The following is a 22,194-nucleotide window of genomic DNA, read 5'->3' on the forward strand; positions in this document are numbered from 1 at the left end:
CCTCACGCGACCTCACTGAAATCCCGAATGTCAAGGCGCTCTCGGTCTATCGTCATCGTCGAACAGGATGCGCTCTGCGGAGCCGGCCAGATCATCGTACTGGCCGTTCCACAAAGACCATAGAAAGGCAGCAAGCCCGATTGCTCCGAGAAGCAGCGCGATAGGAACGAGAAACAGGAAATCGCTCATGACCCGCCAGCCAGAATGATGGAAGTGCGCGGGAACGCTGTGCTGCAATGTGGCCCCACTTCCTTCCCACCGAAGCGTTGCGCATTGGCGACCACGACGAGCGACGAAAGAGACATGGCAATCGCGGCGATCAGCGGGGTAACGAGGCCCGTGAAAGCCAGCGGTATTGCCACCAAGTTGTAGGCGATCGCCAGGCCGAAGTTCTGGATGATCAGCCTGTGAGCCCGACGAGCGACATGAAGGGCCCGTGGCACAGCCAGGAGACTTTCGCCGAGAAAGACGAGATCGGCCGCGCTACGGCCGACATCCGCGCCCGACGCAGGCGCCATCGAGGCGTGGGCGGCGGCAAGGGACGGTGCATCGTTGAGGCCATCGCCCACCATGAGGACCTTTCTGCCACAGGAGGTGAGGGCCGCGATCCGGGCGACCTTGTCGCCCGGCGACATCTCCGCTCGGAAGGGGATGCCCAGGCCAGACGCCAGTTGCTCGACTGCCTTTTTGCGATCGCCCGAGATGATCTCGGCGCCGATCCCCTGGGCGACAAGTGAGGCGACGCTTTCGCATGCATCGGGCCGCAGACCATCCTCGAAACGGAAAGAGGCGAGCACAGTGCCGTTCCCTGCGAGCAAGACGTGGGCGTCTGCCCCATAGGGCGCAGGCACATCGCTCCCGGCCCAGCCTGGACGCCCGAGTCGATAGACCATCTTGCCTTGCCGGGCCTCCAGACCCAGCCCGGGATGTTCCACCACATCGCTGGACCGGAAGCCAGGCGCGGAGCTGTCGCGAAGCGCCTCGATCAGTGCACGCGAATAGGGGTGCCGGGAATGTCGCGCGATCGCGGCCGCCAGCGCCAGGGAGGCTTGGTCGAATCTGCCGCCGCACAACCTGGCCTCCCCGCAAGTAAGGGTTCCCGTCTTGTCGAAGACCACACTGTCGATTTCGACAAGGCGCTCCAACGCCGCCCCATCCTTGGCCATGATGCCTTGCTCGAAGAGTCGTCTGGCGGCCGCGACCTGGACCATCGGGACGGCAAGGCCGAGCGCGCAAGGACAGGTGATGATGAGCACCGAGACGGCGATCAGGATCGCACGATGCCAATCGCCCGTGCCTATCAGCCAGCCCAGCAAAGCAAGCAAGGCGGCAACGTGGACGAGGGGCGCATAAAGTCGCGCGGCCCGATCGGCGATACGCCGGTAGGACGGACGTCCGGTTTCCACCGCCTCCATCATCCTGATCATCTCGCCGAGAAAGGAATCTCGGGCCCGAGACAGCGCCGCGAGCGTCAGGGGGGCGCTGAGATTGAGCGTCCCAGCCTGCAGAATCGCGTCTTTTTCGGTCGTACGCGGCAGATACTCGCCGGTTACCAGCGAACAATCGATATCGGACACGCCCTCCATCACCCGCGCGTCGACGGGCACGCGCTCGCCTGCCGCGAGCAGGAGGGTCATGCCAGGCTCAATTTCGGCGACAGGCAAGTAGTGCTCCGTGCCGTCTTCGTTCAGGATCAGCGCCCCTCGAGAGGATAGTTTTGCCAATCCCTTCACAGCTGCCCGCGCGCGTTCGCGCATCAGGTGATCGAGCGTCCGGCCGACCAGCAGGACGAAAAGCAGGGATGTCGCGGCATCGAAATAGGCATGGGGCCCTCGCTGCACGGTCTCATAGAGGCTCATTGCGAAGGTAGCCAGGACGCCGATGGAGATCGGCACATCCATGTTCAGGCTGCCATGGCGAAGCGCCTGCCAGGCGGAGAGGTAGAAGACCCGGCCTGAATAGGCCAGCGCCGGCAAGGCGAGGAGAGCCGAGATCCAATAGAAGAGCGTGCGCGTGTCGGGCTCTGCGCCAGCCCAGACCGAAACCGACAGGATCATGATGTTGGATGCGGCGAAGCCGGCGACAGCAAGGGCTCGTATCAACTGCGCCAGGACCGGATCGCCCTCGCCCGCGGAATCGAAGAGGTGCGCCTCATATCCAAGGTTCCGCAACGTCTCGATGAGCGGAGGGGCTTCCTCGCGATTGTTCCATTGAATGGATACACGTTTCGCCGAAAGGTTGGCCCTGGCGCGCTGCACGCCGGGAAGCCGGTCGAGCGCCTCTTCGATTGTCCGGATGCAAGCACCGCAATGCATGGTGGGAATTGAGATGTCCGTCTGCAGGAGATCGCCGTCGAGACGCCGGCTCGCCAAGCGAATTTCCTCCTGCGTGGGGCCGCTCCGCAAGGACGCGAAAGCAAGTTCGGCTTGATCAAGGCAGCAGCTCATCGTGATTTCCAAGCCGATGTGACCGGTTCAGGCGCCTTCCTTCGACGCAAGGGCCTTGTAGGCGTGCCAACTGCCGTGACCGAGGATAGGAAACACGACGACAAGCCCTACAAGGCCGGTGGCCACGCTTGCCAGAACCAGTCCCAGCACGATTGCGGCCCAGGTCAGCATGACCGGCAAATTCTTTGAAACGAGCGCCAGGCTCGATCCCATCGCGGTGAGGGCGTCGAGACGCCTGTCGAGCAACATTTGAGGCGACAGCGCACTGATGGCGTAGGAAAAGGCAGCAAAGATACCGCCAACCGCAGTCCCGACAAGCAGCATGCACCAGCCGCGCGTCGTGGTGAAAAGCACCCTCGCAATGTGATCGAGTCCCGGAAATGGCAGGAATCCGAAGAAAAGAGCATAGATGATGACGGCGGCCCGCATCCAAAGCAGCATCAGAAGGCAAAGCAGTACGCCGATGAACAGGGTCTGCCCCCCCGAAGCCGCCTGCACGAAAAACATTCCGCGCGTATCGACGGGCTCGCCGCGGGTGAGGCAGCGACTCTTCTCATAGAGGCCCATGGCGAGGATGGGTCCGACGATCATGAAGCCCGCGAGTGCGGGAAACAGCAAATAGTCCCAGCCGAGATAGAGCATCCCGCCGACCACGAAGAGCGACACCGCAAAGACGATCAAGCCGATCGCAAGGCTTGGGAGAGGCTTGACGCTGAAATCGCGCCACCCTTGAGCCAGCCAAGTGAAGGCCGTGGCGGGCGCGATGTGGCGGCTCCATCTTTCCTGATGCGGCAGCGGCGGCACGACCGGAGGCAGCATTGTCATTCTCGTTGCCCTCCTGGTTTGACGCTCTGTTCCGGCCCCTCGGACGTACAGTCGGACTGCGCCGCGGCAAAAGTGCGCCCCGTCCCCTCTCCGAGTCTCACATGGTCCACGCAAGCCGGCTGCGAAATCAGCGACACCATCACGAGATGCGCGTTCGCGACGAGGATCAGCAGCACGCCGGCAATCAGCAGCAGCCAGCCCGCCACGGACCACCCTGCACCGGACGTCACAGCAGGAACGGATTCGTCCTTCATTGGTCCGGGGCCCTCAGACTGGTGACATAGAGAGCGAGAATCTTGCGCGATACTGGCGAAAGCCGTTCTTCCCAGGTCGGCATGTGGCCCTGCCGTCCTCCCCACAACGTCGTCAAAACGGATTGCTGGTCACCGCCGTAGATCGAGAACCGATCGGTCAGATTCGGGGCGCCGACGTCTGTCTTGCCCTTTGCGTCGTCGCCATGACAGACCGTGCAGTTCGCCTTGAATATGGCCCTCCCGGCGTCGATGGTCGAAGCCGGCTGCTCGCTTGCCACGGATGGATCCGTCAGGCTGCGTACGTAGGCTACCACCTTGTCGATGGAATCAGCGGGAAGCAGCTTATCCCGTCCAAAGGCTGGCATTTGCGATATGTGGCTCTTGGGATGGGCCGAGTTGATGCCGACGCGAATGGTTTCGAAAATCGCGTCGGGCGAACCACCCCAGAGCCATGAGCTGGTGGTGAGATTGGGAAAGCCCCTCTGCCCTCGCGCGTCGGCCCGATGGCACGCCGCGCAATTGTCGCCGAACAGCCGCGGCCCGGCCTCGTGCACGATCCTCATCAGGTCGGAATCCGCCTGGATGGCCGGGAAACTCTCCGCCGCGATGCGCTTGGCCCACACGTCCCGGTCCATCGCAGCCTGCTCAAGAGAAGCCTGAACGCTCGTCCTCTGGTCGACGTTGAGAATGCCCTTCGTATAGGTCGTCCCGATCGGCCAGGCGGGCCAGAGAATCCAGCCCAGGAGTGCGAAAGTCGCGGCGAGAATGAGAAAGAAATACACGGGACGCGGCACCGGCGTGTTGAGCTCGGTGATCCCGTTCCATTCATGCCCCGTGGTCAGATACCCGGTGGCGCTGTCGCGTTCCTCTACCGGCATGGCTTGTCCTCATCGCTCAGGATGGAGGTCCGGGCACGATCGAAAGGCTCCCTGTTGGAAGGCCAGAACGTGTAGGCAAGAACCGCAACGGAAAAACCGAGCAAATAAAAGAGCCCGAAGGATTTGGAAAACCAGACGACGGTGTCGTAATCGAAGCTCATGGCTCGTCACCCGCATCCGGCCCGTTCACCGGACTTTTCGAAGCGTTTGTCAGTTTTCCGAGAACCTGCAGATAGGCGACGAGCGCATCCATTTCCGTGAGCGGCCCCGAGGGATCCGTGAATGCCTGCACATTCGTCGCCGCGCCATAGCGTGCCGTGACACCATCGACCAGGGAGCTGTCGGGCTGGGCCTGGCCATAGGCGTCCTCGCGCGCATGGGCAATCATGTCGGCGGTATAGGGCACGCCGACCTCCCGCTGGGCCTCGAGATGGAGGCTTAGATCGTCGGTTCGCAGTTCGGTCGTGCTAAGCCAATGATAGGACGGCATCACCGATTGCGGCACGACGGCACGCGGGTCGTTGAGATGCGCGACATGCCACTCGTTCGAGTATTTGCCGCCGATGCGGGCCAGGTCCGGTCCCGTCCGCTTGGAGCCCCACAACATCGGATGATCGTATTTGGACTCGACCGCCAACGAATATTGGCCGTAGCGCTCGACCTCGTCCTGGAGGGTTCGAATCATCTGGGAGTGGCAGGCATAGCAGCCCTCGCGGATATAGATGTTGCGTCCCGCGAGTTCCAACGGCGTGTAAAGACGCATGTCGGCGGCTTTTTCCACGGTGTCCTGGATGGTGAAGAGCGGCGCGATCTCCATCAGGCCGCCGACGCTCGCGACCAGGATAATGGCGACGACGAGACCGATAGCCTTACGCTCGAGCCTGTAGTGAAGACCGAACACCGTCGCTACTCCGCAGGCTGGGACAAGGGCAGGTCGACGGCGGACTCACCCGGCTCGTCGACGACCATCACCGGCCTTGGATGTCGAGCGGTCGCGATGGTCATGGCAACATTGTAGGCGCAGACGAGTCCTCCGAGCAGGAAGAGCAGGCCGCCGATGGCACGGGCGCCATAATAGGGATGCATGGCGACAAGCGAGTCGACGAAGGAATAGACGAGCGTCCCATCCTCATTATAGGTCCGCCACATCAGCCCCTGGATGATGCCGGAGTTCCACATCGCGAAGACGTAGACGACGGTGCCGGAGAGGGCGAGCCAGAAATGGACCTCGACGAGCTTGGCCGAATACATCGACTGGCGCTTCCACAGGCCAGGCACGGAGGCGTAGATCGCACCCAGGCTGATCATGGCGACCCAGCCTAGAGCTCCCGCATGTACATGGCCGATCGTCCAATCCGTATAATGCGACAGGGAGTTCACCGGCCGTATCGCCATGAACGAGCCCTCGAAGGTCGTGATGCCGTAGAAGACGGCCGCGACCATCATGAAGCGCAGGGTCGCGTCGTCCCTCACCTTGTCCCAGGCCCCGTTCAGGGTCAGCAGCGCATTGGCGGCCGAGGCCCAGGAGGGCACGAGAAGCATGACCGAGAAGGTCATTCCCAAGGTCTGCACCCATTGAGGCAGCGCTGTATAATGCAGATGGTGAGAACCAGCCCACATGTAAAAGAACGTAATACCCCAAAAGCTTATGATAGACATTCTGTAAGAATAGAGTGGTCGCCCTGCACGCTTTGGAAGATAGTAGTACATCATGCCGAGGAACCCGGCGGTGAGAAAGAAAGCGACCGCGTTATGGCCATACCACCACTGTGTCATGGCATCCTGCACGCCCGCGAAAAGCGAGTAACTCTTGGCGTGTCCTAAGGAGACGGGCACAGACAAGTTGTTGACGATATGCAGCATCGCCACGACCACGATGAAGGCCAGGTAATACCAGTTGGCAACATAGATGTGCGGTTCGTTTCGCCTGGCGAGCGTGCGCAAATAAAGGATCAGGTAGGTGACCCAAACGATCACGAGCCAAAGGTCGGCATACCATTCGGGCTCGGCATATTCCTTCGACTGCGTGACACCCATCAGGTATCCCGTCACGGCCAGAAGGCAGAACAGATTGTAGCCGAGCAGCACGAACCATGGGCTGAGCTGGTCGGGCAGGCGCGCCCGCGATGTGCGCTGCATGACGTAGAATGAGGTCGCGATCAGCGCGTTGCCGCCAAAACCGAAGATCACACCCGTCGTATGCACCGGCCGCAGGCGCCCGAAGCTCGCCCATGCTGCATCGAAGGTGAGGTTCGGATTGAACAAAAGCCAGGCAACCCAATCACCGACGGACAAGCCTATGACGAGCCAGACGACCGCAAAGACGATACCTGCCTTGCTGGGATCGTCGTAATATTCGGAGAGCCTCGCTGCGCCCGGCTCCGGGTCGAAATAGCGGCCGATAATCGCGAACACGCCGACGATGGCCAGCACCATTACCATGGCGCCGTGGACACCAATCGGGTCGCTCCGCCCCGCCATGGCGGCGGCCAGCCCGCACACCGCAAGAGCAATCAGGATGACGACCGCATATTGCCGCTCACCCTTAGTCAGCTGGCTGACCATACTTCCCGCTCCCGACGCCGAACGACGGACCCCCTCGGGAACGATAGGCGACAGCACGCCGCCTTGATTGAACATTCACACCCTATTTTGCAGAATCAGGACATATCCAATCACTCGACGCGCGTTTTGCGACGGGCGAGATCAGCGCCCATCGGCGCCCCGACCTTCGGCTTTTTCACCGTCGGCTCCGGGATTGTCGAGGGGCCGGGTTGCACGTTCGCGCCGCCATTGCCCTGGGCCCATTTGCATGTGCCTTGTAAAGACGCGCGTAAAGTGACTCTGGTCGGCAAAGCCGCATTCGATCGCGATATCGGCCAGGGACATCTGTCCGCCGTCGAGCAGTGACATGGCCCGTTTTATTCGACGCTCCTGCAGCCATTGATGCGGAGATGCGCCGGTTGATCGCCGAAACGCCCTGGCAAAGTGGGTCACAGAGATCCCGCAGCTGTCCGCCAACTTCTTCAGTGAAATATCGGAGCCGAGGTGAGCGTTCATCAGCTCCTTCGCAAGGCGTTCCTGCCAGGGAGCCAGGCGGCCGTGGGGAAGGATTCTGGCAGGCCCGGCCTCGCCATATCGAGCCACCACATGGGTAGCGACGGCATAGAGCACATGGTCTAGAAAGAGGCCGTCGAGCGGTTCGCCGCGTGCCAGGATAGGCAGGAGCGCAGATCCCAGGTGGCGGATCGTGGGGTCGTCATAGCCCTGCGCGAACTGGTAGCACAGGTCCCCGGAGAAACGCACGCCCGCCTCATCGGCTATGTCTCTGAGAACGTCGCGAGGCAGATAGAAATGCAAAGAATGATGCGCGGTCCTGGTGAGATTGATCGGGTCTCGACGCAGATCGAAGAATGCGATCTCGCCGGCCAACAAGGTCTGCTGTTTCGCCGCCCGCCCATCCTGCCACAGCTGGTTGTCGGGAACATCGCGTACCATCAACCCGACCAGATAGGCTTCGTCATAGCCAATGGACTGGCTGGGTTCGGGCGTCGGAAAGTCCGATTGAATTTCCGTGACCGCAAGCGATCCTCGCCGGAGCGAGCGCATCACGTGCGTCCGGGCCTTCTCCAGCCAGAAACGTTCGCCCAGTTCGTCGCCATGCGCCTTTGAGGGCCGATCTCCCGCCTCACGGCCGTTCGAATTCTTCATGGCACAAACTCGCTATGGCGCTTTGCGAATTGAGCAATGGGCGTTCGAGGGCAACCGCGCTTTGCTCCAGGACACGGCACACTTGAATACCATATTTCATGCCGTTTCCCGCAAAGATTGCAAGCGTCTGCAGTTGCATGCTGGTGGGCCGGTATTCCGCCGATCAGAGCTCATGGACGCCGGGACCATTCCCGGGGTCGCACAGCCAGCCGCATTCCTCGCCACTGGTCGGTCCGAGGCGTGGTGGCGGGTATCTATGATGCGAGTGGATAGCGTCTTGACTTCAGGCCGAACCACCAGGAATCACAAATTGCGTTTCGGACCAACGAGTTAATCTGAGAATCCGCTCCTGCCAGGATGCATTTTTCCCCAGGGGTCGCCGCTGCTCCTACCAGCGCTGGTGCACATATGGCTTGATGCAGGTGTCGTAGATCGTACGGATCTCCGCCATCACTTCTTGCGGGATCGCAGGAAGATCCGCCGCCTCGGCATTCGTACGAGCCTGGGCGGGATTCCGGGCACCGGGAATGGCGACTGTGACGGCGTGGAACATCAGGATCCAGCGCAGGGCGAATTTCGCCATGGTGGTGTCATCGGCCACCAGCGGACGAACCTTCTCGACAGCCTGGAGGCCGACCTCATAGGGCACGCCCGAAAAGGTCTCGCCGACATCGAAAGCCTCGCCGCTGCGATTGAAGAGGCGATGGTCGGTGCTCTCGAACTTGGTGTCCTTCCTGAACTTGCCGGACAGCAGACCGCTGGCCAGCGGAACGCGGGCAATGATGGCGATGTTCTTTTCCCTGGCCTGCTGGAAGAAATGTTCGCTCGGGCGCAGGCGGAAGGCATTGAAGATGATCTGGACGCTGACGACGCCCGGATATTCGATCGCCTTGAGGGCCTCTTCGACACGCTCCACGCTCACGCCGTAATTGCGGATCTTGCCGTGCTCGACCAAGCGGTCGAGGCGTTCGAACACTTCCGGCTGATAGTAAAGATCGGTCGGCGGGCAGTGCAGTTGTACCAGATCGAGCACCTCGGTCTCGAGGTTCCTGAGGCTGCGATCGATCCATGTCGTGAGGTTTTCAGCGCTATAGCCCTCGACGGATTGCGCCGGCAGGCGGCGGCCGGCCTTGGTCGCGATGAACGGACGCTCCCCGCCACGCTCCCGCATGACGCGTGCGATCAACTGCTCCGAATGGCCGTCGCCATAGACATCCGCGGTGTCGATGAAGGTCACGCCTGCGTCGAGAGCGGCGTGCAGGGCGGCCAGAGCGTCCTCGTCATTGATCTCTCCCCAGGCGGCGCCGATCGCCCAAGCTCCGAAGCCGATTTCACTCACGCTGCGGCCTGTCCGGCCAAACTGTCTTGATCGCATATCACTCTTCCCGGGACGCCGCCTATTCAGGCCGAATTCTACGTGTTCCGACCGCAGCCGGAGCTTCACGGGGAAGGCTATTATCAGAAAAACTACTTGTCGTACAACCCTGCAAGAAGGCAAAATTGGATCGAGAGGACCATTGTGGGGACCCGCCGAGGAGGAGTGCTTGGAACAGGTCTACCCATCATCGCGACGGAACGTCAGCGGCCGCAGATGCTTACCGTTGCTTGGCCCAACCCGGCGTGCTTCTGCTGGATGAACAACCCTCGCTACCTGGGCAGGCTCTCGTCACGCAGGCTTTCGAAACGCGCGGCGCTGCGAGACAAATGATTGCGAAGCGCCTTCCTCGCGGCCGCTTCGTTGCCGTCGCGGATCGCGGTGAAGATTGCGTAGTGCTCCTTGCGCATCCGCGTCGTGTGCCGCTGGCGTTCGGCATCGGTCATCTTGTCCAGACGCATCCACTGGCGGGGAACCATCGCCGTACCGAACGTATCGAAAAGCCGCCCGTAATAGGAATTTTGCGTGGCCACCAGGATCGAACGGTGGAAGGCATAGTCTTCTTCAGCGCCATATCCACCCTGCCCGATGGCGCGGTCCAGCGCGTCCAGGCGTTCCTGCATGCGGGCAATATCTTCTGGCGTGCGCCGGAGGGCCGCCAATCCTGCCGCCTCGTATTCGATACCGATCCGCAACTCCAGCACGCGCAGGACTTCGTCGATCGACTCAAGATCGGTCGGAATGATTGAAAAGGAGCGTGGATTCGGATCGTTGGCAACGAAGGCCCCCAGGCCCTGCCGCGTCGTGATCAGCCCCTTTGCCCGCAGGGTTGCCAGCGCCTCGCGGACGATCGTGCGGCTGACTCCCGTCGCCTCCATGATTGCCTGTTCGGTTGGAAGGCGCTGGCCGGGTTTCAGGTCGCCGGATTCGATCTGGGCGATCAGGCGGTCGGCGAGCCCGCTCCGCAGATTTGGCGTCTGCTGGATCGTATTGAAGACTGCGCTGTCCCTGTCTCTCATGCCGCTCGAAGCCCGCCCGCTGTCCGACAACCTGTGCTTATCCTAGCTACCCTGGGCCAGCTCAATAAGCAAAGGCATGCTTTGCACAGGACGAAGATGGGGCAGCGGCAACGGCCAGCCAGAACCGTAGCGCTGGCTGGAGATGAGCATTTATCCGGATTGCTCCTCGGCAAGGCCGACACGGCCGGCGGCGTTGTGGAGATGGGCGCGCATGGCATCCTGGGCTTGGTCGGCATCGCCGGCGGCGATGGCGTCGAGGATGCGCTGGTGCTCGCCGAGCGTCACGGCGGCGAGGTCTTCCGAGCGCTGCTGGTTGCCGGAGGCGAGGATGCTCTCACGGACCTTCTCGGAGACGAACATGAGAAATTGCACCATATAGGCATTGCCGGTGGCGGCAGCGACCTTCTTATGGAATTCGAGGTCCGTCTTCAGCCACGTCACGCTGCCATAGGGCGCTTCCCGCATGGTTGCGAGTGCTCCCTCCAAGGCCGAAAGGTCATCCTCGGTCCGGCGTCTTGCGGCAAGCGCGGCGGCCTGAACCTCCAGTATCCCGCGCAGTTCGAAGAGGGAACGGAAGGCGTCGCCCTGCTGGAGGGCCTCGAAATCGATGGTCAGCACGGTCGGATTCGGCTCGTCGGCCACGAAGGCGCCACGGCCCTGCTGCGACCAGATGCGCCCTTCCGAGCGCAGGCGCGCAATCGCCTCGCGCACAACGTTGCGGCTCACCCCGAAGGTCTGCGCAAGTTGCTGCTCCGTCGGCAACTGGTCGCCGGATTTCAGCCGGCCCTGAGCGATCTCGCGGGAGATCGAGCTTGCCACCAATGTCGAAAGATGCGGCCCCCGATTGACCTTACCGAGCTTCAGCGTCATTCCCCACCCCCTGCGCGCTTGCCAAGATCCGCCCCTCGCTCAGCAAATGCTTGGGATCGAAAGCGTCCTTGATTCGGCGAGAAAGTTCCAGAGTCAAAGGGTCGGCTCGTTTCAGGAAAGCGGCCTGCTTGACGCGGCCGATGCCGTGCTCGGCACTGATCGAACCGCCATGCCTGTCCACGATGTCGAAGATCACCTCCTCGGCGGCGCTGAACAGCGCGTCGAATTCAGCCGGCGGCATGGTTTCGGGCGGCACGACATTGAGGTGGATATTGCCGTCGCCGACATGACCATAGGTGACGGGGATCGCTTCGGGCAATGCGCGCGCGAGCGCGTCGAGGCTGTCGGTAACGAACGTGGCAAGGCTCGATATCGATACCGAGACATCCGTTCGAAGGTAGCGCCCGCCCCGGCCCTGCGCCTCCACCATCATTTCGCGCAAGAGCCACAGCCTGTCGGCCTGAGCCCGGCTCCCCGCGATGACACCGTCAAGCACGAGGTCGGAGGCATCGGCAAGGAAGCCCTCCAGCAGGCCCCTGAGGTCGACCCTGCCTGCCGCGGATGCCTCGATCAGCACGTAGACGGGATAAGCCGCGCCGAGGGGGTCGTGCAGATCATCCCTTGCATTGAGGGCGATCTCGATGCCACCGCGCAGGATCAGCTCGAAGGCGGAGAGGAGATCGCTGCATTCGCGCCGCGCGCGGGCGTAGAGCTGCATGGCGGCGTCGACCGAAGGCAGGCCGACAAGCGCGGTCTCGACCTGCGTCGGCTTGGGGAAGAGCTTCAGGGCAGCGGCCGTGACGATGCCAAGCGTCCCTTCGCTGCCGATGAAGAGCTGCTTGAGGTCATAGCCACGATTATCCTTGCGCAAGGTTCGCAGGCCATTCCAGACCTGCCCGTCGGCAAGCACGACTTCGAGACCGAGCACCAGATCGCGGGACATGCCGTAGCGCAGCACGTTGAAGCCGCCAGCATTGGTGGAGACATTGCCCCCGATGCGGCAACTACCCTGCGCTCCGAAGGTGATGGGCAGGATGCAATCGGCAGCCTCGGCCTGGCGCTTGGCATCCTCGAGGATGCAGCCAGCCTCGACGACCATCGCGAAATCGATCGGATTGACCGAGCGGACCTTGCTCATGCGTTCGAGCGAGACGACGACCTCCCCGCCTGGATAGCTCGCCACGGCGCCGCCCACCAGACCGGTCAGACCGCCCTGCGGCACCACATGGATCCGCTGCTCGTAGAAGCGGCGCATCAGCAAGCTGAGTTCCTCCGTCGAGCGGGGTCTGGCGACCGCCAAAGGGCGTCCGTAATGGTCGCCGGACCAGTCCCGGCTATAGCGTTCCAACGCCTCCCCATCCGACAAAAGCAGATCCGCCGGCATCGCCGCGAACAGAGCCGCGAGCGCTTTTTCGTGGGACGGCGGAAGGGCATTCATTCTGGGGCTCCGGCTGGAGGGGAAAACATCTGGACAATTGGACTGCTTGCATGGTTATCATACAACACTGACTTGGAACATCAAGAGCAGAGGCCCTCTCCCGCGCCCTGCTTTCCTAAAAACCAGTGTGAAAACGACAACTTGTAAGAGGATCCGTACGATGACCGATGCGTCTGGCCAATTCCGAATGATGCATACGATGATCCGAGTCTTCGATCTCGACACGTCTGTCAAGTTCTATACGGAGCTGCTCGGCATGAAGCTGCTCCGCAAGGAAGAGTTCCCCGGCGGGCGCTTCACCCTCGCCTTTGTCGGCTACGGCCCGGAGGAGGACAGCACGGTGGTCGAGCTGACCTACAACTGGGACCAGGCGACACCCTATGAGATCGGCACCGGCTTCGGCCATCTCGCCCTCGGGGTCAACGACATCTACGCCGTCTGCGGCGCGCTGGAAAAGCAGGGCGCAAGGATCCCCCGCCCACCCGGCCCGATGAAGCACGGCACCACGCATATCGCCTTCGTCGAGGATCCGGACGGCTACAAGATCGAGCTGATCGGCCTCGACACCATGAAGTGACAGCCGCCCCCTGGGGAGGCCGTGCCCTCGAGCCCGGCCCTCCGTCTTCGTGCTTCCCGTGCCAGGGCTCCCTCATTTGATGATGGCGATCTTGCTGCGGTCGATGGTGATGGCGACGGCCATGACGAGCACGGCGCCGAAGACGATGTTTTCGGCGAAGATGTTGATCCCCACGAAAGTCGTGCCGATGCGCACGATGGAAATTATCAGCGCTCCCACCGCGGTGCGTGCAATGCCACCGAGACCGCCGGTGATCGCCGTTCCGCCGACGATGACGGCGGCAATCGCCGGCAGCAGCAGCTGGTTGGCGAGGACCGGCGAACCGCTGGAGAGGCGAGCAGCGAGGATCGTGCCGGCGATGGCCGCGAGCATGCCGGAAATGGCGAAGGCGACGATCTTGGTGCGGTCGACATTGATGCCCGCTGCGATGGCGGCCGGCTCCCCGGCCCCGATGGCCATGCTGTAGCGCCCGAAGCGCGTATAGCGCAGACCGATATAGGCCACGATTCCGATCACTGCGGCGATGATGACCACCGTCGGCAGGCCGCCGAGGCTGCCATTGATCCAGGCTGTGTTTGCACGACCCCCCTCCTCGATGGTGATCGCCCGGCCGTCTGCCACCCAGAGGGCAATGCCCGCCACCACGCCGCCGGTGGCCAGCGTCGCCACGAAGGAGGGCACCTTCAGCCGAACATGCACATAGCCACTCAGCAGGCCGAAGACGAAACCCGACAGGATGGCGACGGGAAAGGCCAGCAATCCCACGCGCGGCAGGAGCTGGGCAAGGATGACGCTGGCCAGCGAGGCCACCGACTGGATCGACAAGTCGATGCCGCCGATCAGGATCACGAAGGTGACGCCGGCGGCCAGGATGAAGAGCACCGCCGTGTTGGAGAGCAGGAGAAGGAGCGTATCGCCCGTCAGGAAGCCTGGCGCGGCGACCTCGATGATCAGCACCAGCGCGACCAGCAAGGCTAGGGGAATGGCGCCCTGGAGCCATCCTGTGGCCAGGAGAGTCTTCAGGCTGTCGGTTCGCTCCATGAGTTCCTCCTCAAACCACTTCCTCCTCAAACCACGTCCTCCTCAAACCATCGCCCGCACGAGTTCGACCTGGTCGGGCTTGTGGCCCGGCGCGGCGTCGAAATGGGCCGTCACCGCACCGTCGCGCATCACGAGAACTCGGTGCGAGAGGCCGATCGTCTCCTCCAGCGTGTCGGAGATCAGCAGAATCGCCACCCCTTGGGACGACAGGTCCCGCACCAGGTCGTAGACCTCCTCCTTGGCGCCCACGTCGAGCCCTCGGGTCGGATGGTCGAGGACGAGGATGCGCGAGCCCGCAGTCATCCAGCGCGCCAGCACCACCTTCTGCTGATTGCCGCCGGAGAGCTTGCGGCAGGCGATGTCGGGGCCCGGTGCCTTGATATGGAGGCGCTTGATCCAGTCGCCGGCCAGCCGCCGTTCCAGGCCATAATTGATGGCGCCGCCACGCATCACCGAGGAAAGGTCGGCCAGCGAGATGTTCTCTGCGACGGAGAGGAACATCACCAGCCCCTCGACGCGCCGCTCGCGCGGGACGTAGCCGATCTGCTTGCGCACGGCCTGTTCGGGCGAGCGGAAATGCACGGCCTGGCCATTGATCTTGAGCGAGCCGGCGGTGTGGGTGAGGAAGCCACCGATGGCGCGCGTCACTTCCTCTCGGCCGGAGCCCACCACGCCGGCGATGCCGACGATCTCGCCGGCGCGGATCTGCAGGTCGACATCGCGGAAGACGCCCTCGACGCCGAGGCTCCTGGCTTCCACCACGATTTCAGTGCGCGGTGGGAGCTGCTTGTCTTCCTTGTAATAGGCCGCCTGCAGACCGCGCCCGACCATGATCTCGTGGAGCTGCGGTGCGCTGACGTCGCGAGCCTGATGTTCGGCCACCACCTGCCCGTCCTTCATCGTGTAGACGCGGTCGGAGACGTGCAACACCTCCTCGAGGCGATGGGAGACGAAGACGAAGCTCGCGCGCGATTTCAGGGACCGCACCCGGCCGAACAGCATCTCGATGTCGCTGCCGCCGAGGACCGAAGTCGGTTCGTCGAGCAGGATCACCAGCGGGCGCGAGACCGTCTCCTCCAATGTCAGGGCCTTGGCGAGTTCCACCATCTGGCGCGCGGCGAAGGTGAGCTCTGACGTGCGAGCAGCGACGTCGATGTCGACGCCCACCTTGGCAAGCTGGCGCCGCGCTGCCGCCCGCATCGCCCGCCAGTTCATCAGCCCGAAGCGGATGAACCGGTCCTCCTGGCCGAGATAGATGTTCTCGGCGACCGAGAGGTTGAGCAGAAGGGACTGCTCCTGGAAGACCATGCCGATGCCGTGCGCCGCCCCGTCGCGAGCGCTACGAAGTCTCAGCGACTCGCCGTCGAGGAGGAGCGTGCCGCTGTCGGGCTGGTGCGTGCCGGCCAGGATGCGCATCAGCGTCGACTTGCCGGCGCCATTCTCGCCGATCAGTCCCACCACCTCGTTAGGCCGGATATCGAGGGAGACCTCCCTCAAAGCGGGAACGCCAGCGAAGGATTTGCTGATGGCACTGGCTGACAGCAGGGAGGTCATTTCACGATCCTCAGGCGCAGGCGATCGAGCGAAAGGGCGACGGCCGCGATGATCATCAGGCCCTGCACGGTCTGCTGCACATAGGGCGAGACGCCGAGCAGGATCATGCCATTGCCGAGGACGGTCACGATCAGCACGCCGACGAGGGTGTTGATCACGCCGCCTTCCCCACCCGTCAGCGCAGTGCCGCCCACGACCACCGCCGTGACAGCCGCAAACAGGCGCCCGTCGGCAATCACCGCATCGGAGCGACCAAGCTGGGCGGCGGAAAGCACGCCTGCGACGCCGAAGAAGAAGCCCGCGAGGCCAAATGCCATGATGCGCACACGGCGCAGATTGATGCCCGACAGCTCGGCGACATCCTCGCCGCCGCCGATCGCCATGATGTGCCGGCCGAGCCGGGTGAAATATTGCACGAGACAAGCCAGGGCGAAGGTGCCGAGCGCGACCCAGACCGCCAGTGGCAGGCCGAGGAAGCGCGCCAGCGCAAGGTCGCGGATCGAGGGATCCATCAGCCTGACGGCGGACCCGCCCAGCATGTAGACGGAGATGCCGAGGCCGATAAACCAGACGCCGAGCGTCGCCATGAAGGAGGGAATGCGCAGATAGGTCTGGATCACCCCGGTGGCGAAGCCCATTGCGGTGCTGGCCGCGATGGCGGCCAGCACCGCGAGCCAGCCATAGGAGTTGGCGTTCAGGTCGTTGGCAGCGAGCAGCACCGTGACCATGGCCGAAATGGAGAGCGAGCCTTCGACGGAGAGATCGATGCTGCCGAGCAGGATGATGAAGGTGAGCCCCATTGCAAGCGTCAGCGGCACGGCCGCCGAATTGGCGATACGCACCAGGTTGCGCAGCTCGATGAAATTCGGATTGGCGATCGCAATCAGGATACACAACGCAATCAGGACGAGGGCCGGTGCATAATTGCGCCAGCGCTTGAGATTCAGCCCGCCGGACAGGCGGCTCGCAAAGGCCGGCATCACACGTTCCCGCTCGCTTTTCGCGACAGTTTTAAGATTCTCGGCATCGATGGTCAAAAGAGGACACCTCGCTAAGCCATTTGAAAAAGCTGGCGGACGCGGGCGCCCGCCAGCAGTAAGCCAGTCGCGAGAGGAGGGACCGCCGACTGTCGAAAACAGAAAGCTGGTTTTGCCCTCAGGAGCGGATCGGGCCGACGACGCGGCCCCACAGGTCGTTCCAGTCAAGGGTGGGATGGGAGTCGATATTGGTCTTGTAGTACTCCTCGACATTGTCCTTCGAGATCAGCACCGCCTTGCCGTAGAACTCGCGGTGCTCCGCCGGTTCCTTGGCCGGATCGATCTTCTTCTGCAATGCCGCCAGGCCGATGGCGAGGCCCATGCCGCCCTGCCAGAAGGGGTCGGAGGTGACAGTGCAGGCAAACTCGCCCTTGCGCACGGCATCCACGGCCGCCTTGATGCCGTCGACGCCGACCACCGGCACCTTGCCGGCCAGGTTCTCGGAACGCAGGGATTCCAGGGCGCCCGTGCCCATGTCGTCATTGGCGGCCCACACGCCCTTGACGTCGTCGCCGAAGCGGGTGAGCAGGTTGCCGGTCAGATCATAGGCTTCCGAGGATTTCCAGTTGGCGACCTGGAAGTCGAGCAGCTTGATGTTCGGGTTGGCCGCCAGCGCAGCATCGAGGCCCTTCTTGCGCTCGATCGCCGCCGTGTTCGAGATCTGGCCGCCAAGGGCGACGATGCCGCCGGAGCCGCCCATGGCCTTGAACAGGATCTCGGCGATCTGCTTGCCGCTGGCAATGCCGTCGAACTCGATATGCGAGACGTAATAGGGATTGAAGTCGCGCGGATGCAGGTCATCCGGCTTGTTCCACTGCGTGACGACATAGGCGCCGGCCTTCGCGCAGGACTCGGCGATGGGGCGGGCATCCGGCGTGTCGTTGGGGTCGGAGTTGAGCACCATGTTACCGCCCGTCTTGGCAAGCATGGCCTTGATGTCCGCGATGCCCTTCTCGCTGTTGCCCTCGGAGACAAGCGTGACATGGTCGAGGCCGATGGCGGAGGCAAAGGCCTCGGCACCAGTCTTCCAGACGGCGTGATAGGGGTTCGAAAGCGAGCGGATCGAAGTGACGAGCGTGGGCTTGTCGGCCGCGAAGAGCCGGCTGGGCAGCGCGGCGACCGTGGCCCCCGCCGCTATGGTGGCAAGGAACGAACGGCGATTGAGGACGCCGAACCGCGAACTGACCTTGTCGATCATGAAATACCTCCCGTTGCATGGCCCCCGGAGCTGCTGCCGTCGCTGTTTCGCGACATTCCGGTCAGGGCGATCTTGTTGTAGAGATTGTACGACAACCCCTCAAGGCGGCAACCGTACTCTTTCTCTCCTAAATGGGCAAGGGACTTTGGATCGGACGATGACCCGGGATGAAAAAAGACAGGGAGTTCCGTTAGTTGACAGCTTCGTGCCTGCCCGAAGCGGCGTGTTCGCCGGACGCAGCGGGGAGCACCCATCTGGCGGCCATTATCGCCGATATTCGCCGGCCCGTGGTTTTCAGGACCCCCGGCCCGGCGGCCCTACCGCGCCAGCCACCCGCCATCGACGGGGATGACCGCGCCATGGACATAATCCGACGCGGATGAGGCCAGGAACACCGCCGCACCGCCGATATCCGCCGGGTCGCCCCACCGGCCCGCTGGCACACGTGCCAGGATGGCCGCGCTGCGGTCGGGATCCTCGCGCAGGGCGGTGGTATTGTTGGTGATGAAATAGCCGGGCGCGATAGCGTTGACATTGATGCCGCTGCCCGCCCATTCGCAGGCGAGCAGCCGGGTGATGCCGGCGAGCCCGCTCTTGGAAGCCGTGTAGGACGGCACGCGGATACCGCCCTGGAAGGAGAGCAGCGAGGCGATGTTCACGATCTTGCCCCTCCCCCGTCCGATCATGTGACGGGCGGCGGCCTGCGACAGGAAGAAGGCCGTCTTCAGGTTGACGTCCATCACCGCGTCCCAGTCTTCTTCGCTGAAATCAATCGCATCGGTACGGCGGATGATGCCGGCATTGTTGACTAGGATGTCGAGGCCGCCGAAGGTCGAGAGTGTCTCGGCAACAATGGCCTTCACCGGAGCGATGCCGCCCAGATCGGCGCGGATGGCGTGGAAGCGGGCGTCCGCGCTCCGCACCAGCGCCTCGGTCTCGTCCATGGGTGAGCGGCCGACGGCGACAATCGCCGCACCCGCCTGGCCAAGGGCAAGCGCGATCGCCTGTCCGATGCCGGTGTTGGCGCCGGTAACGACGGCGACGCGGCCCGTTAGATCGAAGGGATTTGCCGCCATGCTCACCTCAGATCGCCGATGGCGATATGGTCCATGTCGGTGAAGCTCTTGTTATCGCCGGCCATGGCCCAGATGAAGCTGTAATTCTTGGTGCCCGCGCCCGAATGGATCGACCAGGGCGGGGAGATGATCGCCTGCTCATTGGCCACCAGCAAGTGCCGCGTTTCCTGGGGTTCGCCCATGAAGTGAAAAACGCGCTGGTCGGCATCGAGATCGAAATAGAGATAGGCCTCCATGCGGCGGTCATGGGTGTGGCTGGGCATGGTATTCCACACGCTGCCCGTCTCCAGCATGGTCAGGCCCATGGTGAGTTGGCAGGACTGGCAGACTTCGGGGTGGATGAACTGGAAGATCGCACGCCTGTTGGCCGTGGCGGCGTCCCCGGGGGCCAGATGCCTTGCCTTGTCGCGGGTAAGGAGCACCGTGGGGTGGTTCGCGTGAGCCGGCGTGGAGACGAGGTAGAATTTGGCCGGCACCGCCACATCCACGCTTTCAAAGCGCACCTCGCCCGCACCGCGACCAACATAGAGACATTCATATTTCCCCAGCTCATAGGCATTGCCATCGACGACAACGCGGCCGGCACCGCTGACGGCCAGCACACCAAGCTCACGCTCGGCCAGGAAGGTCTCCTGGCCGATCGCCTTCGGCGCGGTCAGGGTCAAGCCTTGGCCGAGTGGCATGGCGCCGCCGATCACCATGCGGTCATAATGGGAATAAGTGAGGCGGATCTCGCCGTCGGCAAACACGGTCTCGACCAGGAAATGGCGCCGCAGCGTCTGCGTGTCGTATTCGCGCACCGCATCGGCGTGCGAGGCGTGCCTGACGTCGATCTTCATGGAATTTCCTCTCAGTTTCTCGGTCCAGCTGGCGAGATAGGTCCGATCTCCTGCTCGGCAGCCAGGATGGCGCGCTTGCCGAGGCCGGATTTGACGATGCGGATAAGCTCTTCCTCGCTGGTCTCGGAGGTCGCGGCATCGAGCACGATCTCGCCGGAATGCAGGAAGTTGATGCGGTCGCAGACCTCGAAGATCTGGTTGTAGTTGTGCACGATCAGCACCACCGAGACTTCGCGCTGGCGCCGCAGATTCTGGATGAGGCCGAGCACATGGGCGCTTTCGCGCACGCCGAGGGCGGCAAGCGGCTCATCGAGGATCAATACGGTGGGCGAAGAATAGATCGAGCGTGCCACGGCGATGCACTGGCGCTGGCCGCCAGAGAGCATATCGACCGTGCTGTTGACGCTTGGAATGGCGATACCGAGCGTGTCGAGATAGGAGCGCGAGAGTTCGCGCATGCGCTCATTGTCCAGCAGGTTGAAGCCGAGAAAGCGCCGGCGCTGCTCCCGGCCAAGGAACATATTGTGGTAGACGCTGAGATCGCCGATCAGGGCCAGGTCCTGGTAGACGGTCTCGATGCCCAGCGCCCGCGCATCACGGGGCGAGGCGAAATGCGTTTCCTTGCCGTTGAAGAACATCTTGCCGCCGTCGGGCGCGTGGAAGCCGGACATCGTCTTGATGAGGGTCGACTTGCCTGCGCCATTGTCGCCGACCAGAGCCAGCACCTCGCCCTTGCGCAGCTTCAGGCTGACATCGACGAGCGCCGTTACCGGGCCGAAGCTCTTGCTGATATGCTGCATCTCCAGGATGACCGGGGCATCCACCGGCAGCGGCGGCAAAATATCGCTCGTCATGTCCGCCTCCTCAGCCTGAGACGGCCGACCTGCACGTTGAGGATCATCGCCGCGACGATGGCGGCTCCCAGGTAGATGTCCGAGGTGGTGGCCTGGGCGCCCACCATCACCAGCCCATTGTTGAGGGCGGCGACCACGAAGGCACCGATCAGCGAGCCGACCACAGTGCCCGAACCACCCATCAGCGAAGTGCCGCCGATCACCGCCGCGGCAATAGCCTGCAGGGTAAGGAAGGGGCTGCCGGCCGTGGGATCCGCGGATGAGAATTCCGCCGTGTTGATGATGCCCGCAAAGGCGGCGATGCCGCCGGCGATCATGAAATTATAGATCTTCATCCAGTCCGTGCGGATGCCGATCTCGCGAGCCCCGGTGATGTTGCTGCCGGTGGCGATGGTGTGCAGGCCGAAACGCGTGCGCGTCAGCACCACGGCGAGCACCAGCACCACGAGCAGTGCCCACAGGAACGGCGAGAAGGCCGAGAGGCCATGGAGCGAGAATGGTGAATCGTTCGGCCCGAACAGACTCTCGCCGAAAATTGCATTGAAGGGCTCTTCGCTCGGCGCCACGATCGGCTGGCTGTCGTAGATCGAGACGGTGACGCCATTCAAAAGGAACAGCGTGCCCACCGTGGTGATGAGCGAGGGTACGCGCAGCCTGACCGTGATGAAGCCGTTGATGAACCCCACCAGCACGCCGAGCAGGATGCCGATGGCCGCACCCGCGTAGAGCGGCAGCCCGAAAGTGATCGACATCAGCACCATCAGATAGGGCGCGAGCGAAAATGTGCTGCTCAGCGAGAGGTCGATCTCGCCGGTGATCATCAGCATCACCTCCGCGGCAGCGATCATGCCGAGCCGGCCGGCATCGCGAAGCACGACGCTCATCAGCTGCGTGGTGAGGAAGCCACCATTGCTGCCGATCTGGAAATAGATGACCAGCAGGACGGCGACGACCGCGATGCTGGCCTCCCTGTAGCGGGAGAGCAGCATGATCAGGACATTGCCAACCGACACCTTCGGCCGCGGCGCGATGCTGGCCGACGTTGCATCGGGATTACCGGATTTCGTGTTCATCGATCAGGGACTCTCGCGCCTTTGGAGTGGCGGTCTCCGACCGCCATTCTCGGATACGATGCGCAGGCAAGGCAGGAAGATGGCAGTCGAAGACTGCCATTCCGTGCTTCGTGCGCCAGTCGGACTGC

At 62.9% G+C, this 22,194-nt stretch carries 22 protein-coding genes; 1 reads left to right on the plus strand and 21 read right to left on the minus strand.

All coding sequences use genetic code 11. The features are described from left to right. Positions 1-30: 30 nt before the first annotated feature. From ccoS to ACMDCR_RS26915, 13 genes are all read right to left on the minus strand, one after another. Positions 31-189 (minus strand): cbb3-type cytochrome oxidase assembly protein CcoS, encoded by a 159-nt coding sequence (ccoS, locus tag ACMDCR_RS26855; protein ID WP_413989542.1) that lies wholly within the window; start codon positions 187-189, stop codon positions 31-33. Further along, positions 186-2,447, minus strand: coding sequence for a heavy metal translocating P-type ATPase (locus ACMDCR_RS26860; protein WP_413989543.1), 2,262 nt, complete (start codon positions 2,445-2,447; stop codon positions 186-188). The genes ccoS and ACMDCR_RS26860 overlap by 4 nt, the downstream gene beginning before the upstream one ends. Positions 2,448-2,474: 27 nt before the next feature. Beyond that, positions 2,475-3,272, minus strand: coding sequence for a DUF2189 domain-containing protein (locus ACMDCR_RS26865; RefSeq protein WP_413989544.1), 798 nt, complete (start codon positions 3,270-3,272; stop codon positions 2,475-2,477). Continuing rightward, complete coding sequence (locus tag ACMDCR_RS26870) at positions 3,269-3,526, minus strand: hypothetical protein (RefSeq protein ID WP_413989545.1); 258 nt, start codon at positions 3,524-3,526, stop codon at positions 3,269-3,271. Before ACMDCR_RS26870 ends, ACMDCR_RS26865 begins: the two co-directional genes overlap by 4 nt. Beyond that, positions 3,523-4,404, minus strand: a complete 882-nt coding sequence (gene ccoP, locus ACMDCR_RS26875; RefSeq protein ID WP_413989546.1) for a cytochrome-c oxidase, cbb3-type subunit III — start codon at positions 4,402-4,404, stop codon at positions 3,523-3,525. The genes ACMDCR_RS26870 and ccoP overlap by 4 nt, the downstream gene beginning before the upstream one ends. Continuing rightward, positions 4,395-4,565 (minus strand): cbb3-type cytochrome c oxidase subunit 3, encoded by a 171-nt coding sequence (locus ACMDCR_RS26880; RefSeq protein WP_413989547.1) that lies wholly within the window; start codon positions 4,563-4,565, stop codon positions 4,395-4,397. Before ACMDCR_RS26880 ends, ccoP begins: the two co-directional genes overlap by 10 nt. Continuing rightward, positions 4,562-5,305: a cytochrome-c oxidase, cbb3-type subunit II gene (gene ccoO / locus ACMDCR_RS26885; protein WP_413989548.1), complete on the minus strand. Its 744-nt coding sequence runs from the start codon at positions 5,303-5,305 to the stop codon at positions 4,562-4,564. Before ccoO ends, ACMDCR_RS26880 begins: the two co-directional genes overlap by 4 nt. Before the next feature lie 5 nt (positions 5,306-5,310). Beyond that, a complete protein-coding gene (ccoN, locus tag ACMDCR_RS26890; protein ID WP_413989549.1) occupies positions 5,311-6,969 on the minus strand; it encodes a cytochrome-c oxidase, cbb3-type subunit I in 1,659 nt (552 codons plus the stop codon). Between the two features lie 141 nt (positions 6,970-7,110). Beyond that, a complete protein-coding gene (locus tag ACMDCR_RS26895) occupies positions 7,111-8,115 on the minus strand; it encodes a helix-turn-helix domain-containing protein (protein WP_413989550.1) in 1,005 nt (334 codons plus the stop codon). 388 nt (positions 8,116-8,503) lie between these two features. Then, positions 8,504-9,490 (minus strand): aldo/keto reductase, encoded by a 987-nt coding sequence (locus ACMDCR_RS26900; RefSeq protein WP_413989551.1) that lies wholly within the window; start codon positions 9,488-9,490, stop codon positions 8,504-8,506. Between the two features lie 272 nt (positions 9,491-9,762). Beyond that, a complete protein-coding gene (locus ACMDCR_RS26905; protein ID WP_413989552.1) occupies positions 9,763-10,509 on the minus strand; it encodes a FadR/GntR family transcriptional regulator in 747 nt (248 codons plus the stop codon). Between the two features lie 150 nt (positions 10,510-10,659). Continuing rightward, entirely contained in the window at positions 10,660-11,379 is a 720-nt protein-coding gene (locus tag ACMDCR_RS26910; protein ID WP_413989553.1) for a FadR/GntR family transcriptional regulator, read from the minus strand. Then, positions 11,360-12,817, minus strand: coding sequence for an FAD-binding oxidoreductase (locus tag ACMDCR_RS26915; RefSeq protein WP_413989554.1), 1,458 nt, complete (start codon positions 12,815-12,817; stop codon positions 11,360-11,362). Before ACMDCR_RS26915 ends, ACMDCR_RS26910 begins: the two co-directional genes overlap by 20 nt. Before the next feature lie 160 nt (positions 12,818-12,977). Between ACMDCR_RS26915 and gloA the strand changes: the two genes are divergently transcribed. Continuing rightward, positions 12,978-13,394, plus strand: coding sequence for a lactoylglutathione lyase (gloA, locus tag ACMDCR_RS26920; RefSeq protein ID WP_413989555.1), 417 nt, complete (start codon positions 12,978-12,980; stop codon positions 13,392-13,394). Positions 13,395-13,466: 72 nt separating this feature from the next. Here the strand turns inward: gloA and ACMDCR_RS26925 are convergent, their stop codons facing one another. The 8 genes from ACMDCR_RS26925 to ACMDCR_RS26960 form a co-directional block, all read right to left on the minus strand. Next, the gene (locus ACMDCR_RS26925; RefSeq protein WP_413989556.1) at positions 13,467-14,435 is read right to left on the minus strand and encodes an ABC transporter permease; all 969 of its coding nucleotides are present in this window, start codon (positions 14,433-14,435) and stop codon (positions 13,467-13,469) included. Positions 14,436-14,477: 42 nt separating this feature from the next. Continuing rightward, on the minus strand, positions 14,478-15,980 hold the full coding sequence (locus ACMDCR_RS26930) for a sugar ABC transporter ATP-binding protein (RefSeq protein ID WP_413993743.1): 1,503 nt from the start codon (positions 15,978-15,980) through the stop codon (positions 14,478-14,480). A gap of 5 nt (positions 15,981-15,985) precedes the next feature. Continuing rightward, positions 15,986-16,969 (minus strand): ABC transporter permease, encoded by a 984-nt coding sequence (locus ACMDCR_RS26935; RefSeq protein ID WP_413989557.1) that lies wholly within the window; start codon positions 16,967-16,969, stop codon positions 15,986-15,988. Positions 16,970-17,144: 175 nt separating this feature from the next. After that, the gene (locus ACMDCR_RS26940; protein WP_413989558.1) at positions 17,145-18,224 is read right to left on the minus strand and encodes a sugar ABC transporter substrate-binding protein; all 1,080 of its coding nucleotides are present in this window, start codon (positions 18,222-18,224) and stop codon (positions 17,145-17,147) included. 317 nt (positions 18,225-18,541) lie between these two features. Beyond that, positions 18,542-19,300 (minus strand): 2-dehydro-3-deoxy-D-gluconate 5-dehydrogenase KduD, encoded by a 759-nt coding sequence (gene kduD / locus ACMDCR_RS26945; RefSeq protein WP_413989559.1) that lies wholly within the window; start codon positions 19,298-19,300, stop codon positions 18,542-18,544. A 2-nt stretch (positions 19,301-19,302) separates the two neighbouring features. Continuing rightward, the gene (gene kduI / locus ACMDCR_RS26950; RefSeq protein WP_413989560.1) at positions 19,303-20,139 is read right to left on the minus strand and encodes a 5-dehydro-4-deoxy-D-glucuronate isomerase; all 837 of its coding nucleotides are present in this window, start codon (positions 20,137-20,139) and stop codon (positions 19,303-19,305) included. Positions 20,140-20,150: 11 nt separating this feature from the next. Next, entirely contained in the window at positions 20,151-20,993 is an 843-nt protein-coding gene (locus ACMDCR_RS26955) for an ATP-binding cassette domain-containing protein (protein ID WP_413989561.1), read from the minus strand. After that, the gene (locus tag ACMDCR_RS26960) at positions 20,990-22,066 is read right to left on the minus strand and encodes an ABC transporter permease (RefSeq protein WP_413989562.1); all 1,077 of its coding nucleotides are present in this window, start codon (positions 22,064-22,066) and stop codon (positions 20,990-20,992) included. Before ACMDCR_RS26960 ends, ACMDCR_RS26955 begins: the two co-directional genes overlap by 4 nt. Between the last annotated feature and the right edge of the window lie 128 nt (positions 22,067-22,194).

Origin of the sequence: Labrys okinawensis, assembly GCF_047345005.1 — a bacterium.
GTDB classification, from domain to species: domain Bacteria; phylum Pseudomonadota; class Alphaproteobacteria; order Rhizobiales; family Labraceae; genus Labrys; species Labrys okinawensis.